Genomic DNA, 20550 nt, shown 5'->3' with positions numbered 1-20550 from the left:
TATATTGTCGGAGGAAACTAATTCACTTTCACCGTTTGGTGCATTTCCAGCGATTCCAGCGCACATTCCGCGAGGTAAAGGGCCAATTCGCCGTCCACGCCAGTACATTGCGGCTCTGCTTTGCCTTCCAGTACATCAACAAAGTGTTGCCACTCAGCAATGTAAGCCTCTTTGTACCTTTCCAGGAAGAAGTACTGAGGCTTAGCCGCAGCACAGCTTTCATCGCCCCAATGTTCAACCTGATGTTCGCGGACATTGCCAGCTTTCAGCATGCCTTTGCTGCCATGCAGTTCGATACGTTGATCGTAGCCATAACCAGAGCGGCGGCTGTTAATGATGGTTGCCATCGCACCGGATTCGAAATGCATGACCACAACGGCACTATCGATATCGCCAGCTTCACCAATCGCTGGGTCAACCAAGCATGAGCCGTGCGCTGATACTGAAACCGGATCTTCACCCATGATGAAACGTGCCATGTCTAAATCATGAATCGACATGTCTCGGAAAATGCCGCCGGATACTTTCACGTATTCAGCAGGTGGTGGCGATGGGTCGCGGGACGTGATCACCAAGGTTTCGGCTTTACCAATTGCGCCAGACTCAAACAAATCTTTCAGGGTACGGAATTGAGGGTCGTAGCGACGGTTAAAACCAACGAGTAGCTTGGCATTATTTTCATTCACGACATTCAGGCACCCCCTGACTCGCTCCAAGCTCAGGTCTATTGGTTTTTCACAAAAGATCGCTTTGCCCGCTCGCGCAGCTTGCTCAATCAAATCCGCATGGGTATCTGTCGCGGAACAAATCACCACGGCATGAATATCCGGATCTGCCATGGCTTCTTCGGTCGTCATCACCTCGGCATTATATTCATCTGCGAGTTTGGCAGCGCCTTCATGATAAGGGTCTATCACCGCTTTGATTTGAGTCAGCGGGTGAGCGTCTATATTCACTGCGTGGACTTTCCCTATCCGCCCACAGCCGAATAACGCGATATTAAACATGGCCTCTCCTTTTGCTACTGCTATTTTTGATTGTTGTGTTTGTTGGCATATTCAGGACTGTTCACCCACGCATGGTCTTCTTCCCAGGTGAACAACCATTTTCTGACTGGCCCCGCCATGACATTCAGGTAATAGCTGTCGTAACCCGCTATCGTCGCCACAGGGTGATAGCCGCGGGGAACCATGACCACATCGCCGTCGTAAACAGCCATGCATTCATCCAGGTCACGTTCATCGGTATAAACCCGCTGAATGCAGAAACCCTGAGACGGGTTCAGTCTGTGGTAATAGGTTTCCTCAAGGTGTGTTTCTTCCGGCGGTGCGTCCCTGTCATGTTTGTGGCTGGGGTATGAGCTGGTACAGCCTTCGTCAGTATAGACTTCCACCACCAGCAGGCTGTCTGCGTTCTCGTTGTCTGGGAGAATGTTGTGTACATAGCGTTTGTTATTGCCGTTTCCTCTCGCTTCTGCGCCAACTTCTTCAGGACTGATAAGGCGAGAAGGAAAGGTGCCTTTGCCCGGAGCGCGACATACTGCAAGCTCAACATCCGTGGTGGCAGTCAGTTCAGCAGCGTCACCCGCAGTGATATATAGCGAGTACGGTTTTTTCTTTTCAAACGGCCCTGAACGGTCGCCAATTTCACCCAGTGATTCACCTGCCAACGTGGCATTTGCCTTACCGCCCACCAGCACAAGACAGATTTCCTCGTCACTGCTGGCATTGAAGGTAATCGTTTGATTTGGCGAAATTTGGTAAGCCTGAAAGCCCACATATTTCCAGCCGGCAGAGGCGGGAGTAATGTTCTGATAGCGCCCTTTTTCATCAGGAAGACTGCGTTTAGATAGCAAGTCAGACATAACGGCTCCTTGTCGTGACTGATCATGTAATAGTTGAAGATCCACTTGCCAATAATAGAACATATTTTTCAATTCTCAACAAAGTGAAATTTACATTTCATAATTCGCGCTATAGTGAAACAAAGAACGTAATGACACAACTCAGCCAAAGAGGTAACGCTATGGATTTGCACTCCCCTCCTCGCCTATCGTTTTATGGTAAAGCAAGCTGTGACATTGAGGTTTTTCGCAAGATCTGCACGTCACAATCCACCAACAAAACCGACTATCCCTTGGCTGATGACGTCATTGATAACGTGGTAATTTTTGATGGCGATGCCATGCGATCAGCGGGATCAAATGTCGGAGCCTTTCAGGACGAAATAGCTCATGCGCTGCAATACGGACCGGGTGTGATTGCCATTAAACATTTCTATGACAGCACCACCGTCATTGATGAAATGAGCGAGGTATTTGAAAAGATCCTTGAAGCGGAGAAGGGATTTGGTGCAGGAGACCACTTTGGTAAAACAGGTCCACAAGCCAATGGTCGGATTTGGAATGTGTTTCAGAAAAGTGCGGAAGCTGACCCGGAAACCTTTGTTGATTACTACAAAAATCCGCTACTGACTTCCGTCAGTGAAGCTTGGTTGGGGCCACATTATCAGGTCACGGCACAGGTCAATATTGTGCGTCCCGGTGGTGAGGCACAGGTTTCGCACCGTGATTATCATCTTGGTTTTCAGGTGCCGGAAGAAACGGTTCGTTACCCACTGCATGCACAGCAGATGTCAGCGATGCTGACGTTGCAAGGTGCGGTCGCGCATACCGACATGCCTTTGGAAAGTGGCCCAACCAAGCTGCTGCCTTTTTCCCAGCAATACCCGCTTGGCTATATCGCATACCACCAGAAAGCCTTTCAGGACTTTTTTGAATCCCACTACATTCAGGTTTCTTTGGAAAAAGGCGACGCTGTGTTCTTTAATCCTGCTTTATTTCATGCAGCAGGTGCAAACGTCACCGAAGATTTCCATCGCAGTGCCAATCTACTACAAATCTCTTCAGCTTTCGCCAAGCCTATGGAAACGGTCGATTCTGCAGCAATTTGTCGCAAAGTTTATCCGACCCTTCGCGCCATCTGGCAAAACGGTTCACTGTCATCGGCTGAAAAAGCCGCCATCGCCACAGCCGCTGCAGATGGCTATGCCTTCCCAACCAATCTGGATACCGATCCACCGATTGGCGGACTGGCGCCGGAAACAATGGAAGCCCTGCTTTGCCGGGCACTGGATGAAAACATGGATGCGGACACCTTTGACATTTCCCTTGCTCAATTGAAGGAAAAGCAAAAAGCATAAAAAAAGCCCGGCGGTTGCCGGGCTCAGTGTTTTCATAATTGCGCGCGATTTAGATAATGCTGACACCGTCTTGATAGACGCTTTCTGCATCTGTCCAAATAGTGATGGTGTTATGTACAGCGTGGTCGAAAACATACGCCTGCAATTCGCCGACTTGTGCGCTGCTCAGACCAAGGATGGAAATCATCTCAGATGAAAGCGTGGCTGATGGAGTGGCAGCAGCGTTGTAAGTCCAGCCACCTGCTTCCAGATTGAATGAATCATTACCATCTCCAAGGTAAGCAACAAAACCATTCCATTCACCTGGATCTGTGAAGGTGGTCGGCTGAGGCAGATCGGATTGTTCATGAATGGCAAACGCACTGATAGAGACTGACTGATCGCCCGCATCACCGATCGCGGCTTCTACCTGCGCGATGGGGTTCTCTCCGCCATCAATAACACCATAAGAAACACCCGTGAAATCAACGTTAGCATCACCTTCAATAATCAGCTGATCAAAGCCACGGTCACCCAAGTAGACATTGTCGTTGGCGTTGATGAAGTTGATGTCTGAGAAATCTTCCGCATCGAAAAGCAGGATGTCATCACCTTCACTACCGCGATAGATATCCATGCCAGTGCCGCCATCAAGGATGATGTCTCCATCAAACCCGGCATCAAGGTAGTCGTTGCCCGCTCCACCGTAAAGCTGATCACTGCCACTACCACCTTTCAGCAAATCGTCGCCTTCACCGCCATATATGACGTCATCACCCGCATTCCCGTAGAGCACATCATTGCCGGCGCCACCATGAATGGTGTCATTCCCGGTACCGCCACGAATGTCATCATTACCATCGTTGCCTTCGATGTAATCGTCACCCTGCTCGCCCCAAATGGTGTCGTTACCTTCACCGCCAAACAGCATGTCATCGTCACCCTCGCTGTCTGGTGTTTGTCTGAGAGAAACATTGTCAATCAGCGCACCATAGGTGTCGGACTTTCCTTTGCCTTCAAAGCGGATGCTGATGAAATCCATGCCCTGTGGAATGGTCACGTCAGTTGCAAACGATACATAGTGATCATTGGCTTGGGTGTTATCGAAAAACTGGGAGTAGATAACATTGCCCTGTTGGTCGAAGACTTTCACTTCAAACTGACTGGTAGAAGTGTCAGAACCGCGGTAACGGTTAGCGTAATCAAAAGACAGTGACAGTGTGGCATCACCGTTTTCGGCAAGACCTGTGATGTCGACATCCTGCTGCACCCATGTGTTGGTGTGGCTGTCGAGTTCTAAAACCGTGTTGGTGACGTCATTCTGTGGCGTACCGCCGAAAGTGCCTTGTTGAAGCTCAATCTTGTTGCTGCCCGGTGTGTACCAACCCGTGACCTGATGGTCGTCCAACAGGCTCCAGTGATTGGTGGTGTTGTTACCGTAATCTTCAAAATCGCCGTTGATAAGAAGTTCACGGGTGCCGTTGACATCAAAGCCATCGTTACCATAGATAACGTCATCGCCTTCGCTGCCATAGACTTCATCATTGCCGTTGCCACCGTAGAGGGTGTCATTACCCGTCAGGCCATCGATAAAGTCATCGCCTTCATAGCCATTGATGGTATCGTTAACATCACCCACGGTAGACGTTGTCAGCGCAACGTTGTCAATCAATGCGCCATAGCTGTCAGATGTACCCTTGGCTTCAAAACGCAACGAGATACCGGTTGTCCCTTCAGGTACCGAAAAGTCGATTTCAAAGTTTACGTAGCTGGTATTCGCTTGGGTATTATCGAAAAACTGGCTGTAAAGCAGGTTGCCCTCGTTATCCAACACCTTGACTTCAAACTGACTGGTTGACGTGTCCGAGCCGCGATAGCGGTTGGCATAATCAAAAGAAAGGTTGAGTGTTGCGTCGCCAGATTCAGTCAATGTGGTGACATCGACATCCTGTTGCACCCATGTGTTGGTGTGACTGCCGAGTTCTAAAACCGTGTTGGTCACACTGTTCGTCGGTGTACCGCCGAAAGTACCCTGTTGCAGTTCGATTTTGTTGGTGCCCGGTGTGTACCAGCCCGCTACTTGGTTGTCGTCGAACAGCCCCCAAGTGTTGGATGAATCATCACCCCAGGCTTCAAAATCGCCATTGATAAGAAGATTATTGCTTTGTTCTATGTCGCCATAGAGCGTATCGACACCGCTAGTGCCATTAATAATTGCCATACCTTTGTCCTCTGTGCTTTTTTTATATCGCACTGACCAAATAGGGCTGAACAGCATGACCGGTGCGGAAGAGACTTTCAGAATAGAAGCACCGAAAAATCGAGCCTGGGCTGGACGCGCGTTTCAGGGGAATATTCAGGGACGAGACAAAATGAGACAATTCCTTCGACGGATGATCAATCAAAAGTCAGTCTATTTCCTGATGTTTGATTATTTACAGTATGAGATACGGACATACATTAGGGCTGACTTAAGTATGACCAAAAACAAAATCCGGCACGAGGCCGGATTTTCAGACAATATCGTCATTTGTTTTAGATGATGTCGTCACCATTCAGAGTAAAGTGCTCCGCATCTGTCCATACCGTGATGGTCGCACCAGCACTGCTTTCGAAGACATAAGCGTCCAACTCGCCGACCTGAGTATTGGTCAGACCCATGAAAGCAATCATGTCTGCTGACAGCTCGGCCGTAGGTGCAGCGCCTTCACTCAACGTCCAGCCACCTGCATCCAGATTGAAGGTATCGTCACCCGCACCAAGGTAAGCCACGAAACCGTCCCAATCACCCGGATCAGTCAACGACTCAGCCTGGAATGGGTCTGACTGTGCGCTGATAGCAAAAGCATTTGCCGTCACAGTCTGGTTGCCTTCATCACCAATAACAGCTTCTACCTGTGCAATTGGCTTAGGACCTGAAGTCAAACCATAAGATTTTCCGGTAAGGTCTACGTTTACATCACCGTCAGCAATCAGCTTATCGAAGCCACGGTCACCAATGTAGATAGTGCCTTTTTCTTTCAGGAAGTTCAGGTCAGAGAAATCTTCCTGATCGAAGTACATGGTGTCGTTACCTTCACTACCTACGTAGAGGTCAAGACCCGTGCCGCCATCAAGGATGTAATCATCATCATAGCCTGCTTCAAGGTAATCGTTACCTGCACCACCGTACAGCTTGTCGCTACCGCTTGCACCGCGCAGGATATCATCGCCGTTACCACCGTAGATGGTGTCATTACCCTGACCACCCAGGATGGTGTCGTTACCGTCGCCGCCGTAAAGGATGTCATCACCCTTGCCGCCGTTGATGTTGTCGTCGCCTGCATCGCCGTAGACCACATCGTCGTCGTCACCCGCGTGGATAAAATCATCACCATCGCCGCCGTAGATGGTGTCTTTATCACTCACAGTCACTTCTTTAGTGGTTTCAGCGAAATCGGTGTAATCAAGCTCTCTCAAGTTCTCGTAGGAGTGAGGAACTAAAGTCAAATCGGTTGCTGATGTAATTTCAGGGCCTTCGATTTGCAGCAGGATTTTGCCGTTTTCTTCCAGGTTCCAATAGTGATGATTGTTACCATCCAGATCCACATCAATGATCGCGAACTTATATACATTGGTGCCGTCGGTGTACTTCAGGGTGTAATCCAGGTTCACCGCGTAAGTGTTGTTACCAATGGTCACGGTCTGGGTTTTATCGTCTGAATACTCATTACAGTAGTTGTCACCATTAAGTACGCCATCGTCATCCTGGAACGTCACCTCGGTCATACCGCCATCAAACGCCAGCTTTGATGGGAAGCACCAGGTGTGGAACTCACCGCCTGATGGCATCGAGAAGTCATCACCCATCACGAACACTTTCGCCGTTGGATCGGTTTCAATGGTTTCCGTTGCGACATTCCCGCCGTAGATGATGTCATCACCTGAACCACCATGGATCTCATCATCGCCCCACTGACCGTAAATAGTGTCGTTACCTGCACCGCCATCAATGTAGTCGTTGTCGTTAGACTTCATTGTCTTCTCAATGGCGATATCATCGTAGTTGAGAGAGTTAACATTTTGGTATGAATTGGAAACCAGTGATAAATCGGTCGCATCCGTAATTTCAGGGCCGTCGATTTGCAACAGCAGGTTACCGTTCTCGTTCAGGTTGTAGTAGTGATGGCCATTACCATCCAGATCCACATCAATAATCGCAAAGGTATATACGTTGCCGTCTGAATCGCAGTACTTCAGTGAGTAGTCAAGGTTAACCGGATAAGTCTGACCGTCGATAGTCACGGTCTGCGATTTGTCGTCTGAATACTCATTGCAGTAGTTATCACCATTGAGCACGCCGTCATCGTCTTGGAAGGTCACTTTCGTGGTGGTGCCGTCAAACGCCAGTTTTGGTGGGAAAGACCAAGTGTGAAAATTACCGCTGTCCATGGTGAAATCTTTACCCATTTGGAACACGGTAACGGTTGGTTCGTCACTGAAGTTTGGAGTCGAAGTGTTACCAAAGATGATGTCGTCACCGTCACCGCCAAACAGTTTGTCGTTGCCGTTTTCACCGGAAATGTGGTCGTTACCTTTGAGGCCATAAACGGTGTCATCCCCACCGCCCGCTGTGATGGTGTCATCCAGATCAGCTGGGTTGACAGTTTGTGGCTCAGTGATGTCGTCGTAGTTCAGGCTACTAACGTTCTGGTAAGAGTTAGGAACCAAGGTCAGGTCAGTCGCGCTGGTGATTTCAGGGCCGTCGATTTGGATCAGGATTTTGCCGTTTTCACCAATATTGCAGTAGTGGTGGCCATTACCATCTGAATCTACATCAACGATCGCAAAGGTATATATATTGCCGTCGCTGTCGCAGTATTTAAGACTGTAATCAACGTTCGCTGAATATTCCTGACCATCAATAGAAACCGTCTGGGATTTGTCGTCAGAAACTTCGTTACAGTAGTCATCACCATTTAGCTGACCATCGTCATCATTGTAAGTCACGGTTGACGTAGAGCCTGTGAAGCTGAGCGTTGGCGGGAAAGACCAAGTGTGGAAGTTGCCACTGTCCATGTTGAAATCAGCGCCCATCACAAATACTGCACCGGTTTTCTGATCGCTGCTGCTACCAATATCGCCGTAAAGAGTGTCTGCGCCTGAAGTTCCGTTAATGTCTGCCATCACCAATGTCCTCGTCATCCATTTAAGGTTACGCTGACAAATGAAGGTATGAATATTATTGAGCATCCGTTTGCTTTTTAGAGGATGCTCATATTCGAGAAAACTAACATAAGTCAGCGACTGCTGTGACAACAGTTTTATTGATAAGACAGGTTCAAACAACAAATCTATTGCAGATTCAGAATATAGTCAGCGAGTGGAATTAGTACGGTTGAAAAGCATAATGAATGAAGTGCCATTGGAATGATTACAAAAGAATTAGTTTAATACAGCTCTTCGGCATCATGTCCAGATAGTTAACACAGCTAGTTTAGGATATTGGAAGAACAACAGAGCCCTTCTAATGATTACCTGCCTTAAACCAATCGTGACGTGCTTTTTGAATAAAAAAAGCCCGGCAAATGCCGGGCTGAACAAATAGAGATGAGCGTCTCTTAAAAGATATCGTTACCGTCTTGTGTGAACTGCTCGGCGTCAGTCCAAACAGTGATGGTTTCACCTGAGCTGTGCTCAAACACATACGCATCCAGTTCGCCAACTTGGGTATTCGTCAAACCCATAAAGGCAATCATGTCTGCTGACAGTTCAGCTGTTGGTGCTGCATCTGCATCATAAGTCCAACCAGCTGCTTCTAGGTTAAAGGTGTCATCACCTGCGCCAAGGTAAGCCACGAAACCATCCCAATCACCCGGGTCAGTCAACGACTCAGCCTGGAATGGGTCGGACTGCGCATTGATTGCGAAAGCATTTGCCGTCACAGTCTGGTTGCCTTCATCACCAATCACAGCTTCTACCTGTGCAATTGGCTTAGGACCTGAAGTCAAACCATAAGATTTTCCGGTAAGGTCTACGTTTACATCACCGTCAGCAATCAGCTTATCGAAGCCACGGTCACCAATGTAGATAGTGCCTTTTTCTTTCAGGAAGTTCAGGTCAGAGAAGTCTTCCTGATCGAAGTACATGGTGTCGTTACCTTCACTACCTACGTAGAGGTCAAGACCCGCGCCGCCATCAAGGATGTAATCATCATCATAGCCTGCTTCAAGGTAATCGTTACCTGCACCACCGTACAGCTTGTCGCTACCGCTTGCGCCGCGTAGGATATCATCGCCGTTACCACCGTAGATGGTGTCATTACCCTGACCACCCAAGATGGTGTCATTACCGTCTCCGCCGTAAAGGATGTCATCACCCTTGCCGCCGTTGATGTTGTCGTCGCCAGCATCGCCGTAGACCACGTCGTCGCCACCACCGGAATGGATAAAGTCGTTACCGTTACCGCCGTAAATGGTGTCGTTGTCTGAGTACAGTTTTTGTTGCTCGACAGTGATGGTGAAGGTGGTGTCGTTAAAATCGTTATCACCCAGATTCCAGAGGTCTTCCCACTTGGAAGTATCACCGTCTACTTTTTCATGGTCTTTGCCATCGCCGTTTTCTGCCGCGTTGGAAACATAAACCACTGAACTTGCTGTACCTTGAGTGATGCTTGAAGCTGTGCCGGACAGGTTCAGGTTAACGGAACCCACATCGAAACCTTTACGGTCGCCATCAGGGATCAGGAACATACCGAAAGAGACACCGCCAGATACGTCAATATCAACGCTCAGGTCAGACACGTTTTTCACGTTGTCTGCGATAACTTCTGCGCGGAGAATGTTACCGTTCGCGTCAACCACGTAGTAACCAATGCTGTTGTTGTAACCTGCGCTGTGGGTAAAATCGCTAACAGAGATAGTCACCGTGTCTTCGCCCTGCAGGTTGTAAACTGTCGCACCGTCAATGTGTTCGAGGTCGAAGGTTTTGCTCGCTTCGTTACCGCCGTAGATAGTGTCATCACCATCACCGCCGTGAATCTCGTCGTCACCGTGCTCACCATAAATGGTGTCGTTACCCGCACCACCGTAGATGGTGTCGTTGTCGTCTTCCACGTTCACTTTTTGCTTCAGGGACACATTGTCGATCAACGCGCCGTAGCTATCTGAACGGCCTTCTGCTTCGAAGCGGATAGTCACGTAATCAACACCTTGCGGCAGTACAACTTCGGTAGAGAATTGCTCGTAGTGGTCATTCGCCTGAGTGTTAGCGAAGTACTTGGAGTACAGCACTTTGCCTGCACTATCAAACACTTTCACTTCAAACTGGCTGGTTGCTGTATCTGTGCCACGGTAGCGGTTCGCGTAATCGAATGACAGATCCAGAACCACATCGCCATCAGCAGACAGACCTGAAACGTTCACATCTTGCTGAACCCAAGTGTTCGTGTGGCTGTCCAGCTCCAGTACAGTGTTAGTCACATCGTTTTGTGGTGTACCGCCAAACGTACCCTGCTGCAGTTCGATTTTGTTCGTGCCCGGCGTGTACCAACCAGTGACTTGATGATCGTGGAAAAGGCCCCACTGGTTAGAAACGTTGTCGCCGTAAGTCAGCTCGAAGCCGCCGTTAACCATCAACTCGCGTTCGCCAACACCAAAACCTTTGTTACCGTAGATGGTGTCGTCGCCTTCACCGCCTTTTATGGTGTCGTTACCTTCGCCACCGTACAGCGTATCGTTGCCTTGGCCGCCATCAATGTAATCATTGCCTTCAAAGCCGTTGATCTTATCGTTCAGGCTGCCATTGGCATTATTAGTCAGAGATACGTTATCAATCAGCGCGCCGTAGCTATCAGACTGACCTTTACCTTCGAAACGCAGCGTCACACCTGTGGTGCCCGCAGGTACAGAGAAGTCGACTTCAAAGTTGTGGTAGCTTTCGTTTGACTGGGTGTTGTCGAAGTATTTGCTGTAAAGGACATTGCCATCGCTGTCCATAACCTTCACTTCGAACTGGCTGGTCGAGTGATTGTCGCCTTTATAGCGGTTTGCGTAATCGAAAGAGAGTGACAATGACGCATCACCTGAAGAAGTCAGGCTGCTGACGTCTACGTCTTGCTGGACCCAGGTGTTACCCGTTGAATCCAGTTCAAGCACGGTGTTAGATGAGGAATTGGTTGGCGTGCCACCAAAGTCGCCTTGTTGCAGTTCGATTTTCATACTGCCTGGCGTGTACCAGCCAGCCACTTGGTGATCCTGGAACAAACCCCACTGATCAGACGAATCGTTACCCCAATCTTCGAAGTCACCATTCATCAACAGATTTTGATTGTTGTCATCACCATACAAAAAATCTGCGTTAGTCGTTCCATTAATTTCTGCCATACCTATGTCCTCATAATCTTGATCTTGGTTTTATATGGCGCGAATGAAACTGCTGGAATATATCTACCGCTTTCCCATAGCAGACCCTCATTTACAAGTACTTGCTTATATATGAGATTACTAACATTCATTCCGCGCTTGATGTGACAAGAGTTTTAATGACAAGACACTCAAGAACAATAGAGTTGAAGCAAGATCACGCTAATCTCAGTAGCACTTTCTAGCCCTTATTTAAATAGTAATGAGTTAAGTATGAGTTTTAACCTAATAGAGGAACTAGAGCGGGGTTCAGCAGCAGCATCATTGGAACTTTTCTGACGCGCTTTAAACAAAAAGAGAGCAATTGACTCAGGAATTATTCACTCTCCCAGCCAATCACATACGCGGCGATAGAAACGACATCCAACAATTGAAAAAGCCCGGCACAACCAAGTACCGGGCTCACATTACTAAGGCTCTGAATTAGATGTTGTTACCGTTGGATTTAACGATCTCAGCATCCGTCCAGATAGTGATTTTTTCGTCCGCATAAGTGAAAACGTAAGCACGGAGCTCTGTCACCTGCGCGAAGCTCAAACCCATGAACTCAATCATCTCATTGGAAATGGCAACAGACGCAGATGCATTTGCATCGTAACTCCAGATACCGGCATCGACATTCAGTGTGTCGTTACCAGCGCCAAGATGAGCAACAAAGCCGTTCCAATCGCCAGGATCAGTCAGAGATGCCGACTGAAAGCCATCAGACTGAGCATGGATTGCAAATGCATTGACGGTCACCGCTTGGTTTCCTTCAGCGCCAATCACCGCTTCAACCTGAGCAATAGGTTTAGGACCGGAGGTGACACCATATGAAACACCAGTGAGGTCGACGTTAGCATCACCAGTAACAATCAGTTGGTCAAAGCCACGATCACCGTTGTAGATGTTTCCGTTCTCAGTAAGGAAGTTCACATCAGAAAAATCTTCCTGATCAAAGAACATGGTGTCGTTACCTTCACTACCGATGTAGATATCAAGGCCCGTTCCGCCATTCATGACGATGTCATCGTCATAGCCCGCGTGCAGGACGTCGTTTCCTTCGTCACCAAACAATGAATCATTGCCACCCGCACCGTACAGGGTGTCATTACCCGAACCGCCGTAAAGTACATCGTCGCCAGCACTGCCATTGATCGTGTCGTTACCTGCACCACCGTAAATGGTGTCGTTGCCTTTGAAGCCAGTAATGGTGTCATTGCCTGAACAGCCATGAAGAACATCGTCACCCGACGTACCAATAATTATTTGGTCAGACGCTGTGGTACCTTCCAAAACACGCATTGAACGTGGTGCTGAGAAATCCAGGTTCTGGCCGTTTCGCGCACGCACATTTTCCAGTTGGCTGTTCGGCGTCACACAGTTAAAAACACCTAAACGGTTGTAAGAAAGGTTGTCCCAATCTGACAGCATGACTGCTGTACCTTCTGATGGCTCAACACGCACTTCATGCGCGCGAATCCAGCTTGGCAGTGAGTAGCCTGAACGCTGCCCCACTGGCAGACAGTACCTCTCACCAGTTTCTAGGCTCACGATACAGCCCAGTTTCTCGTTGCTAGCCACAACACGCATCGAGCGTGGTGCTGAGAAATCTAAGTTCTGGCCGTTGTAAGCACGGACATTGGTCAGTTTCTGGTTTTCAACGGTACCTGGGAATACCGCTAAACGGTTATAGGAAAGGTTATCCCAGTCTGACAACATGACAGCCGCCCCTTCAGACGCCTGAACATAAACCTCGTGAGATTTGATCCAGCTCGGGAGTGAGTAGCCAGACCGTTTACCCACAGGCAGACAGTAACGCTCGCCAGTTTGGAGGCTAACAATACAACCCAGTTTGTCATTGCTGGCTACAACGCGCATAGAACGTGGTGCAGAGAAGTCTAGGTTCTGGCCATTGTACGCACGAACATTAGTCAGTTCGCTGTTGGTGACAGTACCCGAAAATACCGCCAGACGGTTGTACGAGAGATTATCCCAATCAGACAGCATCACTGCTGCGCCTTCTTCCGCCTGAACACGAACCTCATGGGACTTGATCCAGCTTGGCAGGGAGTAGCCTGAACGCTGTCCCACCGGGAGACAATATTCAGCACCTGTTTCCAAGCTGACAATGCAACCTTTTGGCGTGTCATCCGAAGACTCGTTTGCGTTTACTGCACTGCTAATAGATACCGCAATAGATAGTCCTACTACCCATGTCAGCATGCTAAATAACTTATTCATAACCTATTGCCTTTATTTGAAGGATGTTTGGGTATCTTTGTTTTTTTAGTGGGGCATGGTTGCTGCTATTTCACATAAGAACATGGTCAGGAAAGGCCTTTCTCCAACCCAAAAGATGTGCCGTTCAACAATACGAATTTGAGGGAAACATCCTTGTGCGTTGCAAATACAAAATGCAGTTGTTCCAGTCACACACCGTGGGAAGCAGTCATCGTTGCCGCCATCAACATCACCATACTGTTTTATCAAACAGTCAGTGTTTTGATTCACTTTAGAGACAACTAAATAACAAGTTAGCCACGGTGTAAACGTTTTATACGTATTCAAATAGGTGAGCAAACAAGGGCTCGAATGTTAATAACAATATCAAACCTAAGCATGAGAAATAAATTAGATTGGAATGATTTAAGATGGATTGTTTGGAGTGAAAAAATACCAAATATTAGTGAATTAGAATAAATTTCGGTAAGGATTTATTTAAAATTCATCATTCATGGCGGAAATGTAAAACACATTATCAATACTTAGAATCATATAAGCCACATTTAAACAATTAAAAAGTACGAGCGCTTAGATCGTACTTTATTAATAGATAGCCCGCTGTATTTATACGGTTTCTTCAATTGTCAGGTTGTTTACCCATTTGTTTCCAAACACACGCCTGATGGTGGGATACAACTTCACGATTTCTTCAGATGTCATCATCAAAAATACATAAGGTAGCGGTAATTCCAGCCACATCGCTGCGATGGCGGTCATTGGTACTGCCCACACCCACTGGCAAACCGCATCCATGTTCATGCAGAATTTGGCATCACCACCTGCCCTGAGTACGCCCACAATCAAAGTAATATTGGTGTTTCTGACTAAGGCACTGATAGCGAGAACAGGGAAGCAAAGTGAAACCAATACCAGCACATCGTCATTCACCTGGGTATATAGAGACAAAATATAACTTTGCGCCATCAGAATAAGAGCCGATGCTGTCAGCCCTGTTAGCACAGCTGTTTTGAGTGCATACCTTGCGTATTTCTCGCTGGTCTCAAGCTTATTTGCACCAAGCGCATTACCCACAATAATCGCCGTTGCGCCCGACAAACCCGAGGCCACACATAAGGTAATGGCTTCAAGAGGAGAAATGATTGCCATTGCTGCCAGTTCATTTTCACCGATGCGCCCCATGATCAGTTGATACGTGAAGATGCCACCACTCCATATGAGACTGCCAACAATCACAGGTGCAGTTACATTCACATATTTCTGGAACGTGGATTTTCTGAATCTGAAATCAGCGGGGCCGAGAATCAACACCTTGTTGTAGAAAATAATGACCAGTAGAGACATGAACACACGGAACAAACGGGCGATCACGGTTCCCCATCCCGCTCCTGCTAACCCCATCGCGGGCAAACCAAAGTGACCGAAGATTAAGATGAAACTCAGTACAATATTCAGCGCGATTTCAATGAAGGACATGTAGAAGGTAGTTTGGGTTTTACCTAAAGCGCGCAGCGCGGCATCCATCGCAATTGAAGGGCCTGCGACCAGAAGTGCAATACTGATGATTTGAAGATATTCGGTTGCGAGCGCGGCTGTTTCACCTTCCACCTTAAACATGGCTGGCACCACTTCCGGTGATGTCCAACAGAATAGGAAAATCAAAAAAGACGCCAAAGACGCCACTAATGCGCCCAGTGCAAAGTTACGTCTCAATCCTTCTGCGTCATTGGCTCCCCAGTATTGGGCAAGTAGCACTCCCATGCCGGTGCCTGTTCCCCAAATGAAGATACCCGTAAACCAAAATACACGAGCGCCAATACCCGAAGCTGCCACTTCTTCGGTACCCAACTGGCTGACCATTAGGTTGTCGATGAAACCGCCACTGCTGAATAACAAACTTTGTAGAGCAAGTGGCAAGCCCAGAACCAAAGCCCGTTTTAAGAAATAGGTGAAATTATCTTCTGACATCGCATCTCCTTTTGCCGACTGACATGGCCGGAACACCCCGGCTTTTTTGCTTCGTTTTTTAATAAAGTTTTTTCTTTACTGTACAGAAGTTCGACAGTGGAAGGCGATGTAATCACCATGTAATTTGTGCTGATTAGTTTCGACGAATATCATCAATATCGCGCGCATTAAGCATCAATCAGCGCCGAAATTCCGGGATACTCACGATTTCTTCGATTGACGCGCTCTCATTCAACTCAACTCATCAGCGCACCGAAAGTGTCAGACGCTGTGGAAGGCATCTCACAATTGAACTATTTGTTTAATAACTGACAAATAACTCAATGCCTTTCATTGACTAGCAAAAAAAGCAGTTTGTCAGTACGTGCCTTTCAAGGAGAGAAAACCGTATCTGTGCGCTTTAGGTTTGTTAGCCTTAGTCAGTAGCGACTGGAGTGATACGCACGTTCAAGCATGCGTCGCTTTGTGCGACTTATATTAATGCCATTTAGCGGGAGGCTAAGATGTTAGGCAAACTTAAGCTTGCACAGCAACTTACCGTATCTTTTGCAGCTGTCATCGCACTGCTGCTTGTTGTATCTGTCGTGGGTTATGGTGGTCTTTCTGAAGGCTTTAAGAATTTCACCGACTACCGCGGCTTAGCGAGAAGTTCCAATGAAGCCAGCGAGGCACAGTCGGCACTACTCAGCGCCCGACTTGCAGCGTTAAAGTTCCTGAAGACCCAAGACCCAGCCCAAATCGGCAAGGTCGAGAAAGAACTGGCTCACATTGACGAAGTCATCGAAAAAATTCTTGTTAATGAAACTGACCAGAACCGCATCAATGAGCTCAGCGAGTCCAAAAAACTGATGGCCACATACGGCGAAACTTTTGCTTTGGTGGTTAAAGACTTTGCAGACCGAAACGCGGTAGTCAGCCAAGAGTTAGATCCTAACGGCCTTAAGATGCGCCAGACGATGACAAAAATCATCGAGGACTCATCATCAGACGGTGAAGTTGATTCCCTGTTCTATGCAGCCCAAGCTCAAGAGAAGCTCCTACTGGGAAGACTTTTTGCCGCCAAGTTCCTGATCAGTAACTCTGATGACGATTTGAACCGTTCATTGACTGAACTTAACAATGTCGTCGCTCCCCTCAACAACCTCAAACGCCTGTTGGTTTCTTCCGCAGAGCGACAAATGGTGAACGAGTTTTCTGATGCACACCTTGGATACATTTCGGCACTCCAGAAAACCGCAGAAATTATCAATGCGAGAAACGAGCGTATCTCGAACACCCTTGACGTGATTGGTCCGCAGGTGACGACCAACTTCAACGACTTTAAATCCTCCATTCGTGCCGCTCAGGATACCCTGGGGCCAGAGGCTCAGTCTGACAGCCAGTCTTCAGTTCAAACGGTGATTATCGTGTCTGCCGTTGCCGTCTTGGTGGGGGTTTTCCTGAGCATTGTGGTCACGCGTGCAATCCGGAGACCTATTGGCGGTGAGCCAAGACAGATTGAACAGCTTGCCCGTAACATTGCAACCGGCGATCTGACCCAGTCTTTCGATAGCAAAGGTCAGCCGACAGGCATCTTTGCCGCCATGGGCGATATGAACAGCAACCTCAAAGAGATTGTCGGCCAGTTGTCCAGCTCAGTGAATACTCTGAACAATGCCTCCGGCACCTTGGTCAACGTCACTGAGGAAACAGCCAGAAATTCTGAGCTTCAGGCAGACCAACTCGGTCAAACCGCAACCGCGATGCATCAGTTAACCTCTACGGTGGATGACATCGCCCAAAATGCGCAGCGTGCGTCTGATGTGGCCAATGAAGCTGATCGTTACTCACAGGAAGGCCAGAGTGTGTTGGATGATACCCGCCAGAGTATCGAAAACCTTGTGGGTAACATTGGTGAAGTTAGTCAGATTATTGAGAACCTGGAAAACGAAACCAAAAACGTTGGCAGTATTCTGGATACTATCCGTGACATTGCAGAGCAGACTAACCTGCTGGCACTGAATGCCGCGATTGAGGCTGCCCGAGCCGGTGAACAAGGACGGGGCTTTGCGGTGGTTGCTGATGAGGTAAGAAGCCTTGCCAGCCGTACCCAGCAGAGCACAGAAGAGATCCAGACGCTGATCACCCGTTTGCAGAACGAATCTAAACGTTCGGTAGAATCCATGCGTAAAAGCGCATCTGAAGCGGAAGAGACATCGACAAAAGCAAACAAAACCCGCGATGCACTGGTTTCCATCACAGAGTCGGTATCGAACATCCGTGACATGAACCATCAAATCGCGGTCGCAGCAGAAGAGCAGAACACTGTGGTGACCAGCATTAACCAAGCGGTCGAACAGTTGAATGAGCTGGGTAAGAGCACGGCATCCGGTGCAGACAAACTCTCGAAAGAAGCCCACGGACTTACTTCGATTACCAGCGGCGTAAACCAGATCGTGGGTAAATTCTCGATTGGTTAACCCATCGCACTTCTTCTCCATGTAATGAATTAGCCCCCTCCTCCGGGGGCTATTTCATTGAGCAATGCAAGCCTCTTCCGGTTATAAACTTCGGAATGTACTCCTCCACATCTCACCATGACTCCCATAACTGTAAAAAACCATAACCACGCGACTCGCATGTGAATCACTTATTGATTGATTGTTTCACTTTTGTTGGATTGAAGATTCGCTGCGCGTTATTGGTATTACGACCGAGTGTTAAGTCAGTAAGCCTTTTTTGCATAACCCGGAATCAAGACCTTCTCACAAAAGCGGAAGCTCGCAATTCTTGCAGAGGTGCCAGCCAATTTAGGAGAGACCCATGCTAGGCAAAATTACACTTGCGAAGCAATTGACCCTGTCTTTCTCAGCCGTCCTTGCTTTGCTACTCGTAGTATCAGTCGTTGGCTACAATGGCTTGTCAAATAGTTACACGAATACCCGCCAGTATCATGCATTAGCGATAAACTCTAACCATGCAGCGGAAGCTCAGTCTGCCCTACTCTATGCCCGTGTTGTCGCTCAAAGATTTTTTAAAACGCAAAACCCGGAAGATGCTACCTTGGTCGGGGAAAAGCTGACTAAGGTGGAAAAAAAGATAGCCTTCATCCTAGCAAATGAGACCGATTCAGAGCGCAAGGCTTGGCTAGAAGAGTCACGGACCTTGCTGGAAGAATACGCACAAACTTTTGCGTTAGTGGTACAAGATTTTCAGGACATGAATAATGTCGTCAAGCAACGCCTAGACCCCAATGGCCTGAGTATGTACCAGACCACCAAACAGATCATGACAAATGCCAAAGCCATCGGTGATGTAGAGGTCATTTTCTTCGCTTCTGAAGTTCAGGAAAAACTGCTCTTGGGACGACTTTTCACCGCAAAATATCTCATCAGCTACTCCCCTCAAGACTTGAATACAGCACTGCTCGAGCTCAATGCAGCACTCCAACCTTTTATTTCGCTAGAAGGCATTTTGGCGGGACAGGAGGACGAACTTTTAAACGCTTTTGCTGATGCCCATATGGACTATATTGTTGCACTACAAGACATCGCAAAAATCGTAAAAGAAGGCACGAACCGCGTCTTTAAAGTCATTGATGTTGTAGGGCCACAAGTCACCGGAAATCTCACTAACTACAAAATGTCGTCGCTCGAGTCTCAGAGTGTTTTAGGCGAACAAACAATAGAAAAAAGTGGCAATGCTTTAACAGCGGTGTTTGTTGTTTCTGGTATCGCCATCTTTGTTGGCATATTACTCAGCATTTTTATGACTAAAACCATCCGTAGACCTATTGGTGGCGAGCCCAGAAAAATTGAGGCCATGGCACGGGAAATTGCTGAGGGTATACTCAAGAAAGAACTCTCACCAGAGAAAAAGGTGACGGGTATATACGCAGCAATGCGGGAAATGACTGTGAACCTTAGGGATATCATTAAGCAACTCTCTCAATCAATGAAATCCCTGAATGTCGCGTCAACCACACTGGTAGAGGTCACCGATGAAACGGCTCGAAACTCAGAGTCACAGGCTGAACAACTCAATCAGACCGCAACTGCGATAAATGAACTTTCCAGTACGGTGAAGGATATCGCGCAGAATGCACAGTATGCTTCTGATCTTTCCAATCAAGCTGACAATGCTGCCCATGAAGGCCAATCCACGTTGGAGGCAACGCAAAACAGCATTGAAAATCTCGTGGGTAACATTGGCGAAGTAAGCCAGGTGATCGCCAACCTTGAAGTTGAAACGAATAATGTGGGCTGCATTTTAGATACCATCCGGGGAATCGCAGAGCAAACCAATCTACTCGCTCTCAATGCCGCTATTGAGGCTGCCCGGGCTGGTGAGCAAGGGCGTGGTTTTGCTGTCGTTGCTGACGAAGTGCGGAGCCTTGCCAGTCGCACTCAGCAAAGCACAGAAGAAATTCAGGAGCTGATTTCACGACTACAAAGCGAGTCGAAGCGTTCTGTTGAATCGATGCAAGTGAGTGCAAACGAAGCTAACGCGACATATGAAAAAGCGAATAAGGCTCGTGATGCCCTCACCACCATCTCCAGCACAGTTGCCAGTATCAGAGACATGAACCACCAGATTGCGGTCGCTGCCGAAGAGCAAAATACTGTCGTAACAAACATTAATCTGTCCGTAGAACATTTAAATGACTTGGGTAAGAGCACAGCTTCGGGCGCTGAGAAACTATCAAAAGAAGCGCATGGCCTCACCGCAATCACCGATAACGTCAATCAGATCGTTGGGCGGTTTTCTATCCAATAATTCCACAGATGGCAAAAACGCG

General features: G+C 48.0%; 10 protein-coding genes. 3 read left to right on the top strand and 7 right to left on the bottom strand.

The genetic code is table 11. The annotated features are described in order from the left end of the window. Positions 1-17: 17 nt before the first annotated feature. A complete protein-coding gene (gene iolG, locus QL223_RS07110; RefSeq protein WP_281544306.1) occupies positions 18-1007 on the bottom strand; it encodes an inositol 2-dehydrogenase in 990 nt (329 codons plus the stop codon). A 20-nt stretch (positions 1008-1027) separates the two neighbouring features. Further along, complete coding sequence (gene iolB / locus QL223_RS07105) at positions 1028-1864, bottom strand: 5-deoxy-glucuronate isomerase (protein WP_281544305.1); 837 nt, start codon at positions 1862-1864, stop codon at positions 1028-1030. A 161-nt stretch (positions 1865-2025) separates the two neighbouring features. On the opposite strand from iolB, the gene QL223_RS07100 reads away from it, so the two are divergent. Further along, positions 2026-3201, top strand: coding sequence for a phytanoyl-CoA dioxygenase family protein (locus tag QL223_RS07100; RefSeq protein WP_281544304.1), 1176 nt, complete (start codon positions 2026-2028; stop codon positions 3199-3201). A 49-nt stretch (positions 3202-3250) separates the two neighbouring features. On the opposite strand, the gene QL223_RS07095 is transcribed toward QL223_RS07100, so the two are convergent. The 5 genes from QL223_RS07095 to QL223_RS07075 all read right to left on the bottom strand — a co-directional run bounded on the left by QL223_RS07095 (position 3251) and on the right by QL223_RS07075 (position 15773). Further along, positions 3251-5401: a calcium-binding protein gene (locus QL223_RS07095; protein ID WP_281544303.1), complete on the bottom strand. Its 2151-nt coding sequence runs from the start codon at positions 5399-5401 to the stop codon at positions 3251-3253. Positions 5402-5715: 314 nt separating this feature from the next. After that, positions 5716-8346, bottom strand: coding sequence for a calcium-binding protein (locus tag QL223_RS07090; RefSeq protein WP_002540158.1), 2631 nt, complete (start codon positions 8344-8346; stop codon positions 5716-5718). Positions 8347-8780: 434 nt separating this feature from the next. Then, complete coding sequence (locus tag QL223_RS07085; RefSeq protein WP_281544302.1) at positions 8781-11543, bottom strand: DUF4114 domain-containing protein; 2763 nt, start codon at positions 11541-11543, stop codon at positions 8781-8783. A gap of 462 nt (positions 11544-12005) precedes the next feature. Beyond that, a complete protein-coding gene (locus QL223_RS07080; RefSeq protein ID WP_281544301.1) occupies positions 12006-13805 on the bottom strand; it encodes a calcium-binding protein in 1800 nt (599 codons plus the stop codon). A gap of 606 nt (positions 13806-14411) precedes the next feature. After that, entirely contained in the window at positions 14412-15773 is a 1362-nt protein-coding gene (locus QL223_RS07075; RefSeq protein ID WP_002540161.1) for an MATE family efflux transporter, read from the bottom strand. 503 nt (positions 15774-16276) lie between these two features. On the opposite strand from QL223_RS07075, the gene QL223_RS07070 reads away from it, so the two are divergent. Next, positions 16277-18232, top strand: coding sequence for a methyl-accepting chemotaxis protein (locus QL223_RS07070; protein WP_002540162.1), 1956 nt, complete (start codon positions 16277-16279; stop codon positions 18230-18232). Between the two features lie 343 nt (positions 18233-18575). Continuing rightward, positions 18576-20528 carry a methyl-accepting chemotaxis protein gene (locus QL223_RS07065; protein WP_002540163.1) on the top strand — a complete coding sequence of 651 codons (1953 nt, stop codon included), beginning with the start codon at positions 18576-18578 and terminating at the stop codon, positions 20526-20528. The last annotated feature ends 22 nt before the right edge of the window (positions 20529-20550 follow it).

The organism is Grimontia sp. SpTr1, from assembly GCF_947387585.1.
GTDB classification, from domain to species: Bacteria; Pseudomonadota; Gammaproteobacteria; order Enterobacterales; family Vibrionaceae; genus Enterovibrio; species Enterovibrio indicus.
This window is presented reverse-complemented; position numbering and strand designations above follow the sequence as displayed.

What these genes read in the sequence shown, in the direction of transcription:
- QL223_RS07090 (WP_002540158.1), bottom strand. Translation starts at nt 8,346, where the DNA reads ATGGCAGACATTAACGGAACTTCAGGCGCAGACACTCTTTACGGCGAT.
- QL223_RS07085 (WP_281544302.1), bottom strand. Translation starts at nt 11,543, where the DNA reads ATGGCAGAAATTAATGGAACGACTAACGCAGATTTTTTGTATGGTGAT.
- QL223_RS07075 (WP_002540161.1), bottom strand. Translation starts at nt 15,773, where the DNA reads ATGTCAGAAGATAATTTCACCTATTTCTTAAAACGGGCTTTGGTTCTG.
- iolB (WP_281544305.1), bottom strand. Translation starts at nt 1,864, where the DNA reads ATGTCTGACTTGCTATCTAAACGCAGTCTTCCTGATGAAAAAGGGCGC.
- QL223_RS07095 (WP_281544303.1), bottom strand. Translation starts at nt 5,401, where the DNA reads ATGGCAATTATTAATGGCACTAGCGGTGTCGATACGCTCTATGGCGAC.
- QL223_RS07100 (WP_281544304.1), top strand. Translation starts at nt 2,026, where the DNA reads ATGGATTTGCACTCCCCTCCTCGCCTATCGTTTTATGGTAAAGCAAGC.
- QL223_RS07070 (WP_002540162.1), top strand. Translation starts at nt 16,277, where the DNA reads ATGTTAGGCAAACTTAAGCTTGCACAGCAACTTACCGTATCTTTTGCA.
- QL223_RS07065 (WP_002540163.1), top strand. Translation starts at nt 18,576, where the DNA reads ATGCTAGGCAAAATTACACTTGCGAAGCAATTGACCCTGTCTTTCTCA.
- iolG (WP_281544306.1), bottom strand. Translation starts at nt 1,007, where the DNA reads ATGTTTAATATCGCGTTATTCGGCTGTGGGCGGATAGGGAAAGTCCAC.
- QL223_RS07080 (WP_281544301.1), bottom strand. Translation starts at nt 13,805, where the DNA reads ATGAATAAGTTATTTAGCATGCTGACATGGGTAGTAGGACTATCTATT.